At 36.1% G+C, this 19,075-nt stretch carries 17 protein-coding genes and 1 riboswitch; of the genes, 1 reads left to right on the forward strand and 16 read right to left on the reverse strand.

The features are described 5' to 3' along the window. Position 1: 1 nt before the first annotated feature. From thiS to P6936_RS07560, 3 genes are all read right to left on the reverse strand, one after another. On the reverse strand, positions 2 to 199 hold the full coding sequence (gene thiS, locus P6936_RS07550) for a sulfur carrier protein ThiS (protein WP_276881277.1): 198 nt from the start codon (positions 197 to 199) through the stop codon (positions 2 to 4). A 384-nt stretch (positions 200 to 583) separates the two neighbouring features. Then, positions 584 to 682: riboswitch (TPP riboswitch) on the reverse strand. Positions 683 to 714: 32 nt separating this feature from the next. After that, positions 715 to 4,365, reverse strand: a complete 3,651-nt coding sequence (locus tag P6936_RS07555) for an ABC transporter permease (RefSeq protein ID WP_276881278.1) — start codon at positions 4,363 to 4,365, stop codon at positions 715 to 717. A gap of 6 nt (positions 4,366 to 4,371) precedes the next feature. Continuing rightward, positions 4,372 to 5,076, reverse strand: a complete 705-nt coding sequence (locus tag P6936_RS07560) for an ABC transporter ATP-binding protein (protein ID WP_276881279.1) — start codon at positions 5,074 to 5,076, stop codon at positions 4,372 to 4,374. Between the two features lie 150 nt (positions 5,077 to 5,226). On the opposite strand from P6936_RS07560, the gene P6936_RS07565 reads away from it, so the two are divergent. Then, positions 5,227 to 5,802, forward strand: coding sequence for a TetR/AcrR family transcriptional regulator C-terminal domain-containing protein (locus tag P6936_RS07565; RefSeq protein ID WP_060929308.1), 576 nt, complete (start codon positions 5,227 to 5,229; stop codon positions 5,800 to 5,802). A 31-nt stretch (positions 5,803 to 5,833) separates the two neighbouring features. Here the strand turns inward: P6936_RS07565 and P6936_RS07570 are convergent, their stop codons facing one another. The 13 genes from P6936_RS07570 to pepF all read right to left on the reverse strand — a co-directional run bounded on the left by P6936_RS07570 (position 5,834) and on the right by pepF (position 18,911). Beyond that, entirely contained in the window at positions 5,834 to 6,010 is a 177-nt protein-coding gene (locus P6936_RS07570) for a hypothetical protein (RefSeq protein ID WP_197416317.1), read from the reverse strand. A 7-nt stretch (positions 6,011 to 6,017) separates the two neighbouring features. Then, entirely contained in the window at positions 6,018 to 6,437 is a 420-nt protein-coding gene (gene sufU, locus P6936_RS07575) for a Fe-S cluster assembly sulfur transfer protein SufU (RefSeq protein ID WP_004836656.1), read from the reverse strand. Further along, positions 6,437 to 7,660: a cysteine desulfurase gene (locus tag P6936_RS07580; RefSeq protein WP_269447859.1), complete on the reverse strand. Its 1,224-nt coding sequence runs from the start codon at positions 7,658 to 7,660 to the stop codon at positions 6,437 to 6,439. The genes sufU and P6936_RS07580 overlap by 1 nt, the downstream gene beginning before the upstream one ends. Beyond that, positions 7,657 to 8,712 carry a SufD family Fe-S cluster assembly protein gene (locus tag P6936_RS07585; RefSeq protein ID WP_004836654.1) on the reverse strand — a complete coding sequence of 352 codons (1,056 nt, stop codon included), beginning with the start codon at positions 8,710 to 8,712 and terminating at the stop codon, positions 7,657 to 7,659. Before P6936_RS07585 ends, P6936_RS07580 begins: the two co-directional genes overlap by 4 nt. Then, the gene (gene sufB, locus P6936_RS07590) at positions 8,712 to 10,124 is read right to left on the reverse strand and encodes a Fe-S cluster assembly protein SufB (RefSeq protein ID WP_004836653.1); all 1,413 of its coding nucleotides are present in this window, start codon (positions 10,122 to 10,124) and stop codon (positions 8,712 to 8,714) included. Before sufB ends, P6936_RS07585 begins: the two co-directional genes overlap by 1 nt. Before the next feature lies 1 nt (position 10,125). Next, positions 10,126 to 10,857, reverse strand: a complete 732-nt coding sequence (gene sufC / locus P6936_RS07595; protein ID WP_004836652.1) for a Fe-S cluster assembly ATPase SufC — start codon at positions 10,855 to 10,857, stop codon at positions 10,126 to 10,128. Positions 10,858 to 11,053: 196 nt separating this feature from the next. Beyond that, on the reverse strand, positions 11,054 to 11,320 hold the full coding sequence (locus P6936_RS07600) for an HPr family phosphocarrier protein (protein WP_004836651.1): 267 nt from the start codon (positions 11,318 to 11,320) through the stop codon (positions 11,054 to 11,056). Positions 11,321 to 11,508: 188 nt separating this feature from the next. Next, entirely contained in the window at positions 11,509 to 12,543 is a 1,035-nt protein-coding gene (locus P6936_RS07605) for a sigma-70 family RNA polymerase sigma factor (RefSeq protein WP_004836650.1), read from the reverse strand. Positions 12,544 to 12,557: 14 nt separating this feature from the next. Continuing rightward, on the reverse strand, positions 12,558 to 13,088 hold the full coding sequence (locus tag P6936_RS07610) for an NYN domain-containing protein (RefSeq protein ID WP_004836649.1): 531 nt from the start codon (positions 13,086 to 13,088) through the stop codon (positions 12,558 to 12,560). After that, a complete protein-coding gene (gene rlmB, locus P6936_RS07615) occupies positions 13,075 to 13,779 on the reverse strand; it encodes a 23S rRNA (guanosine(2251)-2'-O)-methyltransferase RlmB (protein ID WP_004836648.1) in 705 nt (234 codons plus the stop codon). The genes P6936_RS07610 and rlmB overlap by 14 nt, the downstream gene beginning before the upstream one ends. After that, positions 13,779 to 15,194 carry a cysteine--tRNA ligase gene (gene cysS / locus P6936_RS07620; protein WP_276881280.1) on the reverse strand — a complete coding sequence of 472 codons (1,416 nt, stop codon included), beginning with the start codon at positions 15,192 to 15,194 and terminating at the stop codon, positions 13,779 to 13,781. Before cysS ends, rlmB begins: the two co-directional genes overlap by 1 nt. After that, positions 15,194 to 16,675, reverse strand: coding sequence for a glutamate--tRNA ligase (gene gltX / locus P6936_RS07625; protein ID WP_276862649.1), 1,482 nt, complete (start codon positions 16,673 to 16,675; stop codon positions 15,194 to 15,196). Before gltX ends, cysS begins: the two co-directional genes overlap by 1 nt. Positions 16,676 to 17,111: 436 nt before the next feature. Then, entirely contained in the window at positions 17,112 to 18,911 is a 1,800-nt protein-coding gene (pepF, locus tag P6936_RS07630; protein ID WP_004836645.1) for an oligoendopeptidase F, read from the reverse strand. Between the last annotated feature and the right edge of the window lie 164 nt (positions 18,912 to 19,075).

The following is a 19,075-nucleotide window of genomic DNA, read 5'->3' on the forward strand; positions in this document are numbered from 1 at the left end:
ATCAACCCCCTCCAACAAAGGAGAACACCTCCACCTTGGAAGAATCTTTCATAAGGAAAGTCTCAAAATCAGCTCTTTTTACAAGCTTCTCATCAACTTCGCAGGCTAGAAAATCTGGATTGAAATTATTTCTAAGGAGAAACTCTCTTAGATTTTCATTTTCTACAAAAGAAACTTCCTTATCATTTAATTTAATCATCAAATCACCTCCTCAAAAAAAGGCACAAAAAGGATAACCATACCCGAGGTGGTATGCCCCTTTTAGTGCCTAATGACAATTTAACATATTAAGTTTATCCTTATCTTAGCTAAAAATAATGCAGCATTCTACAGCTGGACTTCGTACTCTTGGAGGGAGGCTTTAAGGGGGTTTCGATTCCCCCTCCAAAGCCCCCTCCAAACCTCCCCGCAAACTTCACCCCACAAACGACCCTTGCAGGGGGCGAAAAAGGTGGAAAGGCACTTCGTGCTTTATTTTTAGTAAGTTGTAAATCTTAACAGATTGAAATACTAGCTAATGTCTATTTTCTATTAATGATTTTTATCATAAAAATAGACCCCTACTAGGGGTCTTTAAACTTTTTGCTTTGTTTTTTAGCTTTCTTACGCAGGTTTTAACCTAACAAGTTTAAAGGGTTAATGGATATCCATCTCTCAGCTATTTGCACCCCTAGCTAGTTTTATTATAAAACATTTTTGAATTTTTTTCAATATTTACTCAACAGATTTTAAAGCTTCAAGCATATCGACATTTTTTAGCTTTTGATAGATTAATAGTCCCAAGCCTATTGTTATTACAAGGATTATTATAAGTGGAATTATAAAGGATGTGTAGGTTAGGGCCGGATTAAACATAACTTCTGCTGGTGGTACAACTTTTAGGATATATTTGAACAGGATATCTCCAAGTCCGTAGCCTAGGAGTAAACCTAGGATGGTTAGAAAAATTGTTTCCCTATAAATGTACATCGTTACTTCCTTATCATAAAAACCCAAGACCTTGACTGTAGATAGTTCCCTTATTCTTTCTTGAAGGTTAATATTGGTCAAGTTGTATAAGATTACAAGAGAAAGAAGGGTCGCTACAAGTATTATCAAAACCATTATTTTGTTTAGGGCTTGGACTATAATTTGGGTTTGCCTTTCTATAAGAGTATTTGAGACTACTGTCTTAACTCCTTTCTTATCCATAAATTCTGAGCCTATTTTATTAGTATTTACTAGGCTATCATCTACTAGGCTAATCACATCTGCATTGGCCTTATAGTCTCTCGCAAATACCTTCTTGTAGTATTTGTCTGACATGAAGACAAAATGTCCTGCATACATTTCAGTAATAGCTGAAACCCTGACTTTCCTGTCAACATCATTAGCATCGAGGAGGGTCATTTCATCACCAATCCTAAGATTAAGTATGTCAGCAAGCCTTTCGGAAATCACTACTCCCTCATCATTTAATTTGATTTTTTCTTTGCTTTTCCTATTTCTAAGGTCTACAAACTTATTGACCTCATCAATCCTGTCACTGGCTAGAAGATTTATTTCTTGTTTATCTCCAAATTTTCCAGCTTTTTTAGTCATTTTTTCATAATGTATAGGCAAGTGGCTTTGGATATCCTTTGAAGCTAGTAGGTCAGAAATTTCTTTTTCCTCATCTTTATCCATATTCTTTTTATAAGAAGCTATTAAATCATAGTTGATTATTTCTTCAAATTGGCTTTTTTCGATTCCTGCTATTGATTTTTGAACAGAAAATCCTGCAAAAAGCAAGGTCATTCCCCCTGCTACTCCAAAAATCGTCATTAGCATTCTCTTTTTATAGCGGAAGATGTTTCTAGCCGTTACCTTTTGGATAAAACCAAGCCTTGACCATATAGGGGTAATTCTTTCCAAAAGGATTGATGAACCCTTGGCAGGAGCCTTTGGCATTAGAAGGCTTGTTGGCTTTTCTGTAAGTTGCTTTTTTGCTACTAGATAAGCTGGTAAGACTGAACTTAACAAAGAAAGAACTATCGCAAATACGCTTATCCTTGGATAAAATTTTAGGTACATTCTAGCTACGCTAAAGTTCTTTCCATAGGCACCATAAACTATACTTGGTAGGAGAATGTGGCCTAAGATAATTCCTAGTAGAGTTCCACTAAGACCTGCAAAAAGTCCGTAAATGGTAAATTTCTTTATTACATCTCTATCATCATAGCCCAAGGCAACTAGGGTTCCGTTGTTTATTCTTTCTTCATCGACAAATCTCGTCATTGTTGTAAGAGTAACAAGAGAAGCCACAAAGTATAAGAATACAGGGAAGATATTTGAAAGCTTGTCGACAATATTAGCGACTATTTGATAGATGGTGTAGCCTGCGAAACCAAGGGCCTCTCTTCTGCTTGAGACCATGTAGGTGGGTTCTTCAAGGCTTGCCATGACCTTCTTTGCATCTTTTATCTTATCTTCTCCAGTCTTGATTTTATCCTTGGCATCTTTAGACTTTTTCTCAAATTCACTAAGACCATCTTGGTAAAGAGCTTCTTTTTCTGCCAATTCTTTTTTAACTTGCTTGTATTTAGCTAAGTTTTTGCTGTAGATCGCATCATTTTTCGATAACTTATCAAAGACTTCTTTCCATGCCCTTAGACCTTGGTAGTATTTTTCTAAGTTTTCCTCATAGCTTATCCTAGCTTTTTGATAGAGAGCTAGAGAATTTTCATAGCTAGCTTTCGCATGATCTATGTCTTTTTTCTTAGCCTTTAGCTGTGCATATGATTTCTCAATATCATTTTGCCCTTCTATAAGGATTTTTTCCTTAGCCTCTAGTTCTTCTTTCGCCCTAGCTAATTTTCCATAAGAAGAATCTAAGTCATATCTTTTGCTTTCTAGGATTTTCTTTCCTTCTTCATATTGTTTTAGGCTATTTTCATCCAGTTGACTTTCCTTTAACTTATCTAGCTTAGCTAGTTCTTCCTTAGTGTAAGCAAGTTTTCTTGAAAGTTCTTGGTTTTTTTGGTCAAGCTTAATCTTTTCTTCATCACTCAAAGCTTCTTGGCTAAGTTTATTAATAAGTTCTTCCTTACTAGCTTCTAGATTTGTAATACTTTGGCTAAGCTCTTCTTCCTTAGCTCTAAGTTTATCAATTTTTGCACTTTTTTTAGCAAAGTCTGCCTCAGCCTTAGAAAGCTCCTTATTCTTCTCATCTAGCAAGGATTTATTGGACTCATAATCTTTTTTGCCCTTCTCCAACTTAGCTTGACCTTTTTCTAAGTCACTTTTTTTGCTAGCTAGAATTTTTTCCCCAGACTCTATCCTATAAGCTCCATCATCAATCTTATCTTTAGCATCATCTAATTGCTTTTTAGAGTCTAGCAACTTATCCTTACCCCTATCTAGCATCTCTTTGCCACTAGCAAGGTCAAGCCATTTTTCATCCAAAGTTTTTCTGCCCTGATCTAAGGAATTTTTAGCAGACTCTAGGCGAGTATTAGCTTCTTCTAAGTCTTTTTTTCCTTTAGCTAGCTTACTTTTAGCCTCATCTAGCCTTCTTTGCTTATCCTTAATTTCATCATTAGCATAAGTAATCTTAGCTTCTGCCTTATCAATCTCATCTTGCATCTTTCCTTTTACAAGTCCTATCCTGTGCTTGCCTTGTTTTTCCAACAAAGAATCCAAATCTTGGCTGTGAGCTTCGATTTTGTCTCTATAGAGGTCAGAGTAAGGATCTAGATTTTCTGTATCAGTGAATTTAATCCTTGCTATCATATAATAATCAGAAGAAAAATTATCTGCCAAAGTATAGGCCAAGCCCGATAAGTTTCCATCTCCAGCACTTGAAGGCCCCATATTCACATAAGACATATACTCTGAACTATCAGCAAAACCAACCACCCTATAGGTGTGAATTTTAAGGACGTCCTTGCCATCAAGGCCTGCCTTTTCACTTAGCTTAATCCTATCTCCAAGTTTATAAGTATCTCTCATGTTGGTAGAAAGAATAATATCTGTAGGCTTTTTTAAATCTTCTCCCTCTTTAAGTATATATTTGGAAATAGTCTCTGGCCTAGAGAAAACTCTTATGGCTGTATCGGTATTTGAGATTTTCACATCCTTAAAATACCCATATTCAACCTTATCCTCGCCCCTTGCTTTTTCAATCTCTAGCCTATCATCCTTATCAATCCCCATAGAGCCAATTACACTTATATCAAAAAGATTAGTTTGATTAAAATAATCCCTACTTGTAGCTCTCATATTAGGGCCTGTTACCTTTAGACCAACAAGGGCAAAAGAGCCTATCATCATCAAAAGGAAGATAGAAAAAAACCTAGCCCTAGATGATGTGAATGATTTTTTAATGCTTTTTTTCAATGTATTCATAAAATCCTACCATTCCAAATCAACAATATCTGCTGGATTTTCGTTTACATCAATAGCTTCTACACTTGCATTTCTCACATGAATAACCTTATCAGCAATAGGGGCTATAGCAGAATTGTGGGTTACAATAATTACAGTAACATTTTTCTCTCTCGCCATATTTTGGAGAATCTTTAAAACTTGCTTACCTGTTTGATAGTCAAGGGCTCCAGTAGGTTCATCACAAAGGAGAATCTTCGGATTTTTAGCAATAGCACGAGCTATGGCGACTCTTTGTTGCTCCCCACCCGATAATTCAGCTGGAAAATTGTTCATCCTCTTTCCAAGTCCCACATCCCTTAATACTTTCTCAGAATCGAGGGCATCCTTAACAATATCCGATGCGAGCTCCACATTTTCCTTAGCGGTGAGGTTTGCAACTAGGTTATAAAATTGAAAAACAAAGCCTACATCATTTCGCCTGTAGCCAGTAAGCTCCTTCTTGTTTAAGTTCGCTATATTTTTTCCATCAATTATAACATCACCCTTACTATTAGTATCCATTCCTCCCAGGATATTGAGGATAGTTGACTTGCCTGCTCCAGAGTTACCCAATATTATAACAAGCTCGCCCTTGTCAATAGTAAAGTTCACATCTTTGTTAGCTACTACTTCATTTTGTTTGCCTTCATTATATATTTTATAAGAATTCTTCATTTCTATATAAGCCATCTTAATAATTCCTTTCATAAAATTAAATATCTTAACTCATAGATAGAATTTACTAGCTTGATAGGCACTTACAATCATTAATTTAAGGCTAGTGTCTAGTTATTAGACAAATGTATGTATTTGATGGTAAAATTTATCTAAGGAGAAATTATGAGAAAGGAAATAAACTCTTATAACACTAAACTAAGTCTAGCTAAAAGTCTAAAGGATCTACTTAAAACCAAGTCCTTCGCCAAGCTTACAGTCACAGAAATTATTAAAAAAAGCGAGGTAAATAGAAATACCTTCTACTATCATTTTGAAGATATCTACGACTTATTAAGGTGGACCTTGGAACAAGAGGCAATCGAGAAGGTTAGAAACTACGATTCCATAGATGATATAGACAAGGCCATTGACTTCACCCTAGACTACATCAAAGACAACCAAGCCTTTCTAAGGAATGTTTTATTTTCAGTCGGAGAAAGGGACCTAAAGAGATTTTTGGCAAAAGATTTTAAAGAAATCGTCAAAAATTTTATAGTTTTAGGAGAAGAAAGACTCGGAAAGATAATTGATGATTCCTACAGAAGTTTCCTAACAGATTACACAACTGAGGCTATAACAGGAATACTCACAGAAATCATCACAAAAAAAAATCCCGTCTCCAAGGACAGAATCAATTATTTTATTCAAATCACCATCACAAGCTCCCTTACAGCAGCTATTAATAATTACGTTTCTTAAAAAGCTGGCCTATTTATTAAGCCAGCTTTTGCTAAGATTTTTTATATATCTTGTATTTTAGATAAGCATTTGCACTCATTAGGAGGGCTGCTATTAGGACTAGCAAATAGTAAGGCTTATCTTTTATATATTGGTAGATGGTTAGAATATATAAGAGGCTAGCTGAAGCTAGGCTTGTTATAAATTCTAATCTTTGAAAATTTTTCATAAATATCTTAGATAGTTTGATCAAGTGTCTTCCAAGAAAGAAGGGCACATTTTACTCTTTGTGGCATATTTTGGATGTTCTTGAAGGCCACAGCATCCTCTAGAAGTTCTAATTCTTCATCGCTCACTTCTTCTCTTTTTATCATCCTTATGTAGATATCAGCGAGCCTTTTTGCCTCTTCTTTGGTTTTGCCAACAATTATATCACACATTACACTTGTTGCAGCCTGGCTGATGGCACAACCATCGCCAGTGAAAGCTGCATCTTTTATCACATCTCCATCCATCTTTAGTTGAAGGACAATTTCATCTCCACATGAAGGATTGTGGCCTGGCTCTTTGATATCTGCGTCAGGCAAATCATGTTTGTTAGCTTGATTTCTTGAATGATCTAGTATTATTTGACTGTAAATTTCTTCCATGTTCATTATAAGCCCATCACCTTTCTGACATTTTTAAGTTCTTTCGCAAAAATCTCTGCCTCTTCTTTGGTATTATAGATAGAAAATGACGCCCTTGCAGTTGCAGATATTCCCAAGTATCCATGAAGGGGCATAGCACAGTGATGTCCGCTTCTGACAGCAATTCCCTTACTATCGAGGATTGTTGCTATATCATGAGGATGTATATCTGTAAAGGCAAAAGAAATTACTGAACCTGCCCTTCCATTTTTCGGATAAAATATTTTGATATTAGGAATATCCTTTATCAAATCGTAGGCATAAGAAGTTAATTCATGCTCGTAGGCAAGTATCTCATCCATCCCTATTTTTTCTACATAGTCTATGGCAGCCCTAAGACCAAGGACCCCTCCAACATTTGGAGTTCCTGCCTCAAATTTTAGGGGTGCTTCTTCGAAGCTTGATTCTTGTTCATAAACATATTCTATCATATCTCCACCGTAGTTAAAAGGCTCGAGATCTTCTAGAAGTTCGTATTTTCCATACAAAACTCCTATTCCCATAGGTGAAAACATCTTATGGCCTGAAAAAGCGAGAAAGTCGCAGTCAATATCCCTAACATTTGTTTTTACATGAGGGATTAGCTGGGCACCGTCTACTATTGATATGGCTCCCACTTCATGGGCCCATTTTGTGATTAGTTTTGAGTCGATCAACTCTCCTGTAACATTGCTTGCTCCAGTTACAGAAACTATCTTTGTTTTGTCAGTGATTTTACTTTTTAAGTCATCATAGTCTAAGCTATAATCGTCTTTTAGATAAGCATAGACTAGCCTTGCCCCAGTTTTTTTGGCTACCATTTGCCAAGGAACTAGGTTAGCATGGTGGTCTAGGATGGTTATTAGGATTTCGTCATCTTTCTTTAGCTTATTTAAGCCATAAGAGTAGGCTAAAAGGTTAAGAGATTCTGTTGTAGATCTTGTAAAAACAATCTCTCTTGCGCTTTTTGCTCCAATAAAGTTTTTTACCACTTCCCTAGTCTCTTCGTAGGCTTCTGTAGCCTTCCAGCTAAGATAATGTGCTCCCCTATGAGGATTTGCATTTGAGTATCTATAATACTGATCTACTGCATCAATTACGCAAGTAGGCTTTTGGCTTGTAGCTCCTGTATCCAGATAAATAACCTTCTTTCCCACCTTTTCGCTATCAAGGTAGGGAAAGTCGGCTCTAATTTTTTCTACATCTATCATAGTTTACGCCTTGTATTCATTTGGTGAACTTTTTCTCTAATCCTATTTCTCAAAGTTTCGTCTTCTATTTCATCAATAGCAGGTGCGAAATTGGCTTCAAGCATCATAGCTTCTGCTTGTTTTTTGCTAAAGCCACGACTCATGATGTAAAATAGCATACCTTTGTTAAGTCTACCAACACTTGCTGCATGCTTTCCAGCAACTTCCCTTTCTTCGTTTAGAAGGATTGGCGCAGATTTGTTGATAACTTCATCAGATAGCATCATTGAATAATCACCGATTTTTCCATCTGCCTTAGTACAACCCCTTCTTAGGTCGACTATACCCTTGAAGTTTTTCTCTGCCTTATCCTTCAAGGCTCCATTAAACATACATTCTGAATCAGTTTCATTACCAAAATGTTCATTTGTAGCTAATAGGTCTAGGAAGTCTTTTCCTTGCTTGAAGTAAATTCCCTTCTGGATGACCTTTGACTTGGCTCCCTTTAGGATATTGTCTATATTTACTAGGGACTTGCCAGCTCCAACTTCTATATAAGTTATATCAAGAACTGCTCCTTCTTCCAAGTAAGTTCCTATGGAGTTTAGATTAGTTGCCTTTTCAGACATATTGGTAACTACTACTAGTTTCACATAAGAATTAGCGTGAAGCTTTGCCCTTATCCTAGAATTTAGAAAAATATGATCTGACCTATCATCAAAAATACTTACGAGGAAAGATGATTGACTTTCTTCTTGAGCATTAATGTCGATATTTGAAACTAGAATATTTTTATCCTTATTTAATTCAAGATTTATAAATTCTGTTTCTCTTTTTCCTATCACATCAAAATCTAGGGAAGAATTTCTAAAGTCTTTATTTTCTTTTTCTATTTTCTCTGAAATACCTAGCTTATGGCCCTCAAAGGCTTTTTCTACTTCACAAAGGCCAGCTTCTTTTTCACTAGGGTTAAGTTCATCTTCTATTTTTTCTATCTTAACTTTTGATTCTCTTAAATAATTTAATCCGAGACTTGCCCAAGTAGGCATTCTCATTTCGTTTATTCTTGCCATCAGCCGTTTGCTCCTTCCAATTCCATATCTATAAGATGGTTCATCTCTACAGCATATTCTAGTGGAAGCTCTCTAGAAATTGGCTCAGCAAAACCCCTAACGATCATTGATTTAGCTTCTTCTTCTGGTATTCCCCTAGTCATTAGATAGAAGATTTGGCTTTGGTCGATTGAACCTATTTTAGCTTCGTGACCACAGTCTACATCGTCATTTCTAATATCTAGAACTGGAATTGTATCTGACTGAGATTCTTCTGAAATCATTAGGTTTTCACAATCTACTGTCGATCTTGCTCCCTTAGCTTTTTTCTTAATTTGAACAAGAGATCTGGTCATAGACTTGCCATTACCTGCTGTGATTGACTTAGTTAGGGCTGTTGAGTAGGTATTTGGTGCAAGGTGAATCATTGAGCAACCATTATCTATATATTGACCATTGGATGCAAAGGTAATTCCTGTATATTCCGCACTAGCTCCTTCTCCTACAAGGACACTTGTTGGATAAAGCATGGAAACCTTAGAACCGAAGGAACCTGATACCCAAATAACCTTGCCACCTTCTTGAACTATAGCCCTTTTGGTGTTTAAGTTATACATATTTCTTGACCAGTTTTCTATAGTTGAAAATCTTACTTCAGCATTTTTTCCGACAAAGATTTCTACAGAACCTGCGTGGAGGTTAACCACATTGTATCTTGGGGCAGAACAACCTTCTATAAAGTGAACCTTGGCATTATCTTCTGCTATAATCATGGTGTGCTCAAATTGACCAGCTCCTGGCGCATTGAGCCTGTAGTAGGATTGAAGAGGAATATCAACTTCAACACCTTCTGGAACATAAATCAAAGATCCACCGCTCCATACAGCACCATGAAGGGCTGCGTACTTGTGGAGGGTTGGTGGAATTGCCTTTTGGAAGTAGGCTTTTACTATATCCTCATGTTCTCTTACAGCAGAGGAGAAATCCATAAAGATAACCCCTTGATCTGATAGGTGTTTTTGGATAGAGTGATAAACTTCCTCACTATCGTATTGGGCACCAACTCCAGCCAAGGATTCTTGTTCTGCTTGTGGAATACCAAGTCTATCAAAGGTATCTCTTATATCATCTGGAAGGGCCTCCCAGTTAGACTTTTTATCAGACTTTGGCTTAACATAAGTTGTAATATCAGCCATATTAAGCTCTGATAGGTCTGGGCCCCAGGAAGGATTGTCGATTTTTTCAAAAAGTTCTAGAGATTTAAGCCTTCTTCTTCTCATCCAATCAGGCTCATTCTTCTTTGTCGAAATCTCATTAACTATATCGGCATTAATCCCCTTTTCAGTTATATCTGCATATTCAAATTCATTAAAGAAGTCATAGTATCCTCGATCTAGCTCCTTTAGTTGATCTTCGATATTAATTTCTTTCATCTTACACCCACTCGTATCCTTCTTGTTCAATCTTATCCATTAGCTTATCATCGCCTGTTTCTTGGATCTTACCATCTTTAAGAATATGAACATAATCAGCCTTGATATTAGCAAGAAGCTCCCTATGGTGGGTTATAATAATTACAGCATTATCCTTATTTAGGAAGTCTTTGATACCTTCACTAACAATTCTTACAGCGTCAACGTCAAGACCTGAGTCTGTTTCGTCAAGTAGGGCAAGCTTAGGATTGAGCATTTTCATTTGTAGGATTTCTGATTTCTTTCTTTCACCACCAGAAAAACCAACATTAACATATCTTGAAGCATAATCTTCAGAAAGCTTTAGCTCCTTCATCTCTTTGGCTAGTTCTTTATTAAAGGCAAGAACTGATGGCTTCTTTCCTTCTTTTTGCTCCTTAGAAATCCTTAGAAAATCGTTAAGCTTAACGCCTGGAATTTCGTTAGGATATTGGAAAGACATAAAAATACCACGTCTTGCTCTCTTATCTACTGATTCATCTGTAATATCTTCGCCTTCAAAGAAAATCTTTCCTTCTGTAACTTGATAAACCGGATTTGCCATAATAGAATTCATAAGGGTTGACTTGCCTGAGCCGTTTGATCCCATGACAACGTGAACTTCACCCTTATTAATCTCTAGATCTATACCATCCAAAATCTTCTTATCTCCAACTGAAACATGAAGATTTTCTATCTTTAATAAATTAGTCATCGCTACCTCTTCTTATAATATTTTAAAAAATCTATTTAAAGTATACTCTTTTACTAGGAATTATCAATTAACTCCTTTAAACAATTTACCCTAAAACAAGCTAAAAATAAACATAAACAGCTAAAATTTCATATAGAATCAGAATAAAAAAACGAGCTAAGTAAATAGTTCGTTTTATGAGCAAAATATATAATCATCAATAATCGCTAAGTCTATTCTCAACTAAGTCGACGAGAGTATTTACAGCTTCATCTTCAGCTTGGCCGTCAGCCCTTATAATTATCTCATCGCCTTTAGAAGCACTCATGCTAAGAACTGACATGATAGATTTTGCATTATAACTCCTACCAGTTTTTTCTACTGTGATATCACATGGGAACTTAACGGCTTGTCTGATAAAAATAGATGCTGGTCTTGCATGTAAACCTATTTCATTAGAAAGTGTTACTTTTTGTTCGTACATAGGTACCTCCTTTTCTATAATCTACCTATATGGTACTCTGTTTTCTCTGAAAGTGCAAACGTTTTTTTGTCTCTTTATTAATAATTTTTTTTAAATTTTTATTTTTATTAATTAAATCTTGAATCAATTAGCATGTAACGTAAAATTTGCTTAGAAAAAGTGGCTAGAGCTATCCCCGCCACTTGACATTATTCTTCTCTTTCGGAAAATTCTTTCAATTTTCCTAAAGCTTGATTTTCTATTTGTCTAATTCTCTCTCTTGATAGGTCATAGATTTTTCCTATTTCCTCTAGGGTCTTTGGTTTTTCGTTATCAAGACCATACCTGTAGATGATTATTTGTTTTTCCCTATCTGTAAGTTGGTCTAGGGCCTTTAAGAGGAAGTTTTCCATATCCTTTTCAAGTATTAGCATATCGACTGGAGTTGATTCATCTCCAACCATATCCATAAGCTCATCGCCTGTCGAATCTTCACTATCCAAATTGATATTTAGAGAAGTAGAGTTTACTTGATTTCTATTTATGAGGAAGAGATCGTCTGCTTGTTTCTTATCTATCCCTTCATTTTCCAAAATCCTATACAACTCTTCATCACTTGCTTCTGGATTTGCCTTTAAGATTTGCTTTAATTTATTTAATTTAAGATATTTGCCAGCAGGTATCCTTATAGTATGGCCTTCCTTGTTGATAGCCTTTCTTATGGCCTTATCAATCCACTTGTAGGCATAGGTTGTGAATTTATAACCAAGGGAGAGGTCAAACTTTTCTGCAGCACGAATCATCCCAAGCATACCTGATTGGACCAAGTCTTCGAGGTCTAGGTCATTGCCATGAGATCTAAAGAAATATGATGCCCTACTTCTAACTAGACCCTGGTTTTTTTCAACAAGGGCTGCTAGGGCGTTTTGATTGCCTATTTGAAATTGCTCTACAATCTGCTCATTTGTAAGGTCTGATAATTTCATCATATCACGACGACTTATAGGAGTAATTGCACTGCCAGCTGATTTATTTGCTCTTGCGATGAATTCGTCGTCGTCTTCGTCTTCATCGTCAACATCATCAGTTATTATATCAATTATCTCTTCTTTTTCTTCTTCTGATAAACCTTCAAGAACTGAGCAAATTTCTTCTTCGGTCAAGTCCTCCGAGTTTAGATACTCTTTTAATCTCTCTAGGGTTTTTTCATCTTTTAAATTTATTTTATCCATCTTATCACCCATTTGAATTTATTTACCTAATTGTTATCATCCAAGTCTTCTCTTATTTTATCGAGCATATCTGAAACTTTGTCAGATATTGGGAAAGTTTTGAAGTTTTGGTTGAAGTTTTCTTTCCTTTTTCTCTTAATCTTATTTCTTAAAGTATTAAGCTCTGCCCTAAGCTCAAGAGCTGTAACTCTAATTGCTCCCTTGCTTGTAGCCTGTGTTTGAACAGCTCCATCATCTGTTACAACCTTAATATTGTTGTAAGTGTCGATTTTTGCAAGTTGCCTTTCTATGAAGCTGTCGGCTGTTTGAAATCTCTTAGTGAAAACTATCTTCATAGCATATTTTTCTATGACAGTTTCCTTTATCCTATCTAGATTATAAGCATCGAAGACTATGACTATTTCTTCTCCAGATAGAGATTTGTATTCAGCAAGCTCTTCTATCAACTTATCTCTAGCATCTGCTAGATTAACTTTAGATAGTTCTTTTAGCTCGCCCCACTTATTTATAACATTATAGCCATCTATAAAGCTAATATTTCTCTTAGTTAAAGCCATTTTGCCTTAATAACTCATACATGGATATGCCGGCTGCTACAGAGGCATTTAGGCTATTAACCTTACCTAACATCGGTATATTAATAAGCATATCACAATTCTCTCTTACAAGTCTAGAGATACCTTCACCTTCGTTACCAATCACAAGAGTCACCTTGCCTTTAAGGTCCGCCTTAGAAATGTCGCTATCCGCTTCTCCTGCTAGACCATATATCCAAAATCCCATATCCTTTAGGTCTTTGATAGTCCTGGTAAGATTTGTAACTCTGATTACCTTAATGTTGTTTATGGCCCCTGCGCTGGTTTTGTAGACAGTAGATGTTACAGATGCTGATCTTCTTTCTGGAATGATTACCCCATCAAAGCCAAAACTTTCTGCACTTCTTATGATAGCTCCAAGATTGTGGGGGTCTTCTATCTTATCTAAGATAATTAGCCTATTAGCATCCTTTACATCATCCATTGTTGCATACTTAAAAGATTCGACCTCTAGCATTACCCCTTGGTGGTTCATATCTATCTTATCAAAAAATCTCTTATCTACAAAGGAAATTTCTATATTTTTTTCTTCTAACTTTTTGATAATAGTATCGACCAATTTAGAATTTTGCTTTTGTATATAGGCCTTATAGATTTTAATATCTGTATCTAGGCTGTCTAGAACAGGTTTTCTTCCATATATCTTATCCATTAGCTAATCTCCCACTTGACACCTTCTCTGGTATCTTTGATAGTAATGCCCATATGAGAAAGCTCGTCTCTTATGGCATCTGCTGTGGCAAAGTCTTTAGCTTTTTTTGCTTCACTTCTTTTTGCTATAAGCTCTTCGATTTTTGCTACATCTACATTAGCTTCTTTTTTCTTAGCAAGAAGTCCTAGGGTATCAAACAAGCTCTTGTATAAGTCAAAGGTCTTATTTACAAGGTCTTTGTCTGAATTTTCATCTATTTTTGTATTGATGAACTTAGCTATATCAAATAATACTGTTATGGCATCAGCAGTATTTAGGTCATCGTCCATAACTTCAATAAATTTATTCTTGAAGGAGTCTAGCTCTCTTATAAGATCTTGGTTGATTGTTTGGGATTTTTCAGCTTGGCTTTTTTTTAAGTCTTCTAGCCTAAAATAAGCGTTAGTTAGTCTTTGCAAGGAAGAGTTTGCTTGATTAATTATTTCCTTGGTGAAGTTAATAGGTTGCCTATAATTTGTTGTAAGAAGCCAAAATCTGATAACTGAAAGGTCATATTCCTTCTTTATATCATGAAGGGTGAAAAAATTTCCCAAGGATTTACTCATCTTGCTGCCATCTACTTGAATCATTCCGTTATGCATCCAGTAATTGGCAAATTTCTTACCATTTAGTCCTTCTGATTGGGCGATTTCATTTTCGTGATGAGGAAATTCAAGATCTTCTCCTCCAGCATGGATGTCTATAGTATCTCCTAAGATTTTCTTACTCATAGTCGAACATTCAATATGCCAACCAGGTCGACCATCTCCCCATGGTGATTTCCAGCTTATTTCGCCTTCCTTCTTGGTTTTCTTCCATAGGGCGAAGTCTACTGGAGATTTTTTCTTGGAGCCATCAGCCCTATCCAGCCTATTGCTTGCTCCATGAATCAAGTCCTCTATGTTTTTACCTGAAAGCTTGCCATAATCGTCTGCCTTAGACACGTCGAAGTAGACATCGCCTTCGGATTCGTAGGCCATGCCCTTATCAATTAGCCCCTTTACGAAGGCTATTATATCATCCATTACCTCTGTCGCCCTAGGATGGATGGTATTTTCTTCGTCAATATTTAAGTCCTTGGCATCTTCCATGTAGGCAGCTATATATTTATCGGTAACTTCCTTGGTGCTAATGCCTTCTGCTATGGACTTATTAATTATCTTATCATCTACATCTGTAAAGTTTACCACATATTTTACATCGTAACCCCTAAAGTTCATATAACGCCTAAGGGTATCGAAAACTACTAGGGGTCTAGCATTGCCAATGTGCATATAATCATAAACAGTAGGCCCACAGACATACATTTTTATTTTATTTTCATTTATAGGAATGAATTCTTCTTTTTGTCTAGTAAGCGTGTTATGAATTTTCATTAAAAGTTTTCCTTTACGAAATTTAGTCTATTTTTGATTTTTTCCTTGCCCATTATTATGAAAGCATTAGAAAGTTCTGGTCCATGAACAGAGCCTGTAATAGCTGCCCTTACTGGGAACCATAGGTTTTTGCCCTTTATGCCAGTTTCTTTTTGGATTTTTTTCATTACACTTGTTGCAAATTCTTCATCTATCTCGTCTACTTGGTCAAGATGATTTAGGAAAGAATCTATTAGTTTTTTAGCATCTTCTGTGCTTATAGCTTCAACTGCTTCATCATCCCAAGACATTTGCCTATCATCTATGAAGTAATTCTTTGATAGCTCTGGGGCATCAGAGAATTTGTCTATGGCTGATTGCCAGGTAGCTGCTAGAAGTTTTAATTTATCTTCTGGGTAAGATTCGTCAATAAGACCTGCTTTAACCATAAATGGTTTGATTTTTTCGGCAAGTTCATCAACGGATAAGTCTCTTACATAGTGGCCGTTTACCCAATCAAGTTTTCTCTTATCGAAAACTGCTCCAGTCTTGTTAACTCTATCAAAGTCAAATTGCTCAGCTAATTGTTTCATAGTAAAGATTTCTTCTTCGCTATCTGGTGACCAACCTAGGAGGGCTAGGAAGTTTATTAGGCCTTCTGGCATATAGCCTTCTTCTATGAAGTCTTCTACCATGCCATCTCCGTTTCTTTTTGAGTATTTCTTGTGGTCTTTGTTAAGAACGGTTGGTAGGTGGATATATTCTGGAGCTTGCCAGCCAAAAGCTTCGTAGAGATAAACGTGTTTTGGTGTTGATGAAACCCACTCATCACCACGAACTACATGGGTTATACCCATCAAGTGATCATCTACAACTACTGCAAAATGGTAGGTTGGGAAGCCATCTCTTTTTATAAGAACTTGATCGTCTTGGTCGTCTGTGTTAAAGGTTATTTTTCCCTTAATCCTATCGTTAAAAGTGATATCACGATTTACTGGAAGTTTTAGTCTTACTGTGTGAGGCTCTCCTGCTGCCACTCTTTTTTTAGCTTCTTCTAGAGGAAGAGATCTACAAAGTCCGTCGTATTTTGGTGTAAGACCATCAGCCCTTTGTTGATCACGAACCTTGTCTATTCTTTCTTGAGAGCAGAAGCAATAATAAGCCTTACCCTCTTCTATAAGTTGGTCTATATACTTGTTATAGATGCCTTTCTCTACTCTTTCTGATTGGATGTATGGACCACAGTCTCCCCTTTCGGTAACTTCTCCATTCTCATCAAGCATAACACCTTCATCTATTTCGATGCCTGCCCATTTTAAGGCCTTTAGGAGATTTTCCAAGGCTCCTTCAACAAATCTAGTTCTATCTGTATCTTCAATCCTTAAAAGCATATCTCCACCAGTGTGTCTTGCATATAGGTAGTTGAACAAGGCTGTTCTTAGACCACCTATGTGAAGGTAACCTGTTGGTGATGGTGCAAATCTTACTCTAACATTTCCCATTTTCTTCTCCTTCTTAATTTATTACAACAAATTATATATATTCTTATACTATTATATAATAAATCGATAATTTTTTTAAGCGAAATATAAATTAGATAAACAAAGGGGCTGTTGCAAAATTATGAATAATCATCGTCCCATCATTAGAAGGTTCTCTTAGGAAATTTTTAGTGGTGCCTGCCGGCTGATGGAGGCAAAATTTCCGTGGAGGTTCTTCTAATGATATTGGGACGATTTATTCATTCTGCAACTGCCCCTCCTCTGGCTTAACTCACCTTATTATATCAAGATGTACTACAAAAAGCAAGATTGTCAAGGACTTTTTTGGAAATTCTTGCCTATAATAAAGTAAAAGGAAGCCTCCAAGGACTTCCAATCAAATATCTTATTAACCTTATATCTTTTTAGTTGAATATATAAAAGAACTTACACTTTCCTATTTATACATATCGAGTTCTTCTAAAAGCTCATCAATTTGATCTATAATAGAGCCTATAAAGGCTATAGCTTCTTCTAGGGCGTGGGTGTTTGTCATATCAACACCAGCCTCCTTAGCTAATTCTATTGGCCCTTTTGATCCACCGAGTTTTAGGACTTCTATCCATCTTTTCCTATCTTCGTCATCTCCATTAACAATTTTATCAGAAATTATAGTTCCTATAGTAAGACCTGCAGAATAGGTGTATGGGTAAAGACCCATATAATAGTGAGGTTGTCTCATCCAAGTAAGCTCACTTCCCTCATCAAGTTTCACAGAGTCCTTCCAGAATTTTTCCAAGTTTTCTTTAAAAATCCTATTAAAATCAGCTGCTCCTAGGCTTTCTCCTCTTTCTACTGCCCTATAGACATCTCTTTGGAAGCTTGCTTCTAGGAAATGAGTTACAAAATTGTGATAGTAGGTCTTACCAATCATAGTTGATAGAACCCATAATTTTTCCCTCTTATCCTTGGCCTTCTTTAGGAGATATCTTTCCATAGTTATCTCGTTTGCTGTTGATGGAGCTTCTACAAAATACATGCTCATATTTGAAACTAAGGCTTCTTGATTAGAGTTTGAATATATTCCCTGGCAAGCGTGGCCCAATTCATGAGCAAGGGTCATTACTTGGCTCATAGCATTGTTGTAGCAGGTCATTATATAAGGATGGGACTTGTAAGGACTAGCACAAAAAGCTCCTGTCCTCTTGCCTGTGTTTTGAGCATAGTCTATCCATCTATCGGCAAAGGCCTTATCAAGATAAGATACATACTCATCTCCTAGGGGAGAAAGTCCATCTAGGATATATTCACGAGCCTTATCTATATCAACTTCAAGCTCATAGGAAGGGTCGATTCCAAGTTTTAGGTCTGCATAGGTCATCTCTTCAAGACCATAGTGTCTTTTGATGATTTGTGCATACTTTCTCATATGAGGAGCAAGTTTTTCCATTATTGTATCTAGTTGCTTTTCATAGATTTCGAAATCCACATCTTGCCTTGCTAGTAAATAATGAAAAACTGATTCGTAGCCACGAATGTCTGCCAATCTTTTTTCTGTAGTAACTTGGTTGTTATAGACAGAGGCATCGGCATTTTCATATTTTCTTAATACATCATGGTATCTTTTAAAGGCTTCACGCCTTAAATCTGTTCTTGGGTCAGCTTCTAAGTATTCTTCAAAAGTATTGTGGTCTAGGATTATTTCTTCACCTTGATATTGGAAATTCTCAAAGGCCATATCCCCATAACGCATATCATTGTAGTTTTTGTATGGAGCATCAAGGCTTGGCTCTAGACTTGCAAGAAGGGCCTCAGCCTCATCTGTTAGCATATGGGCTTTTTTCTTTTCAATTTTTTCCAAAAAATAAGCAAATTCTGGATAAGCCTTGATAGCTTCCTCCAAGATGTTTTTATCTAGCTTGGCAAGGCTTGGCTCGTAGAAAGATAGTTTGCTCGAAATTTTTGATAAATCATTAGTAAAATTAGCATATCTTTTGATAGGTCCCTGGTCGCTGGTATCAACTTCCATGGAAATTCCCGCAAAAGTTCCTAGACAATCTATTATAGCATCTATTTCTGAATAAGCCTTTAGGGACTTGTATAAGTCTTCAAGACTTTCTATATTTTTAAAATTATTAGAAAAATCAGAAGCTTTTTGCTTTAGTCCTTCTATTTCTTTGTAGAAGGCCTCATCATTAGCATACATATCCTCAAGCTTCCAAGTTTCTTTAATATCAACTTCACTTCTTTTTTTCATCTTTTCTCCTTAATTTTTAAAATTAAACTCACTATCTTTATTCTACCCAATTACTAATAATCTATCATATCCTTGTCTAAGATTTAATAAAAGTATAATGTAAGAAAATACTAGACCAGCTATCAAATGTCAAGAGAAAATAAAAAATAATTTATCTTGAAATT

Origin of the sequence: Anaerococcus tetradius, from assembly GCF_947087635.1 — a bacterium.
Lineage (GTDB): Bacteria > Bacillota > Clostridia > Tissierellales > Peptoniphilaceae > Anaerococcus > Anaerococcus tetradius.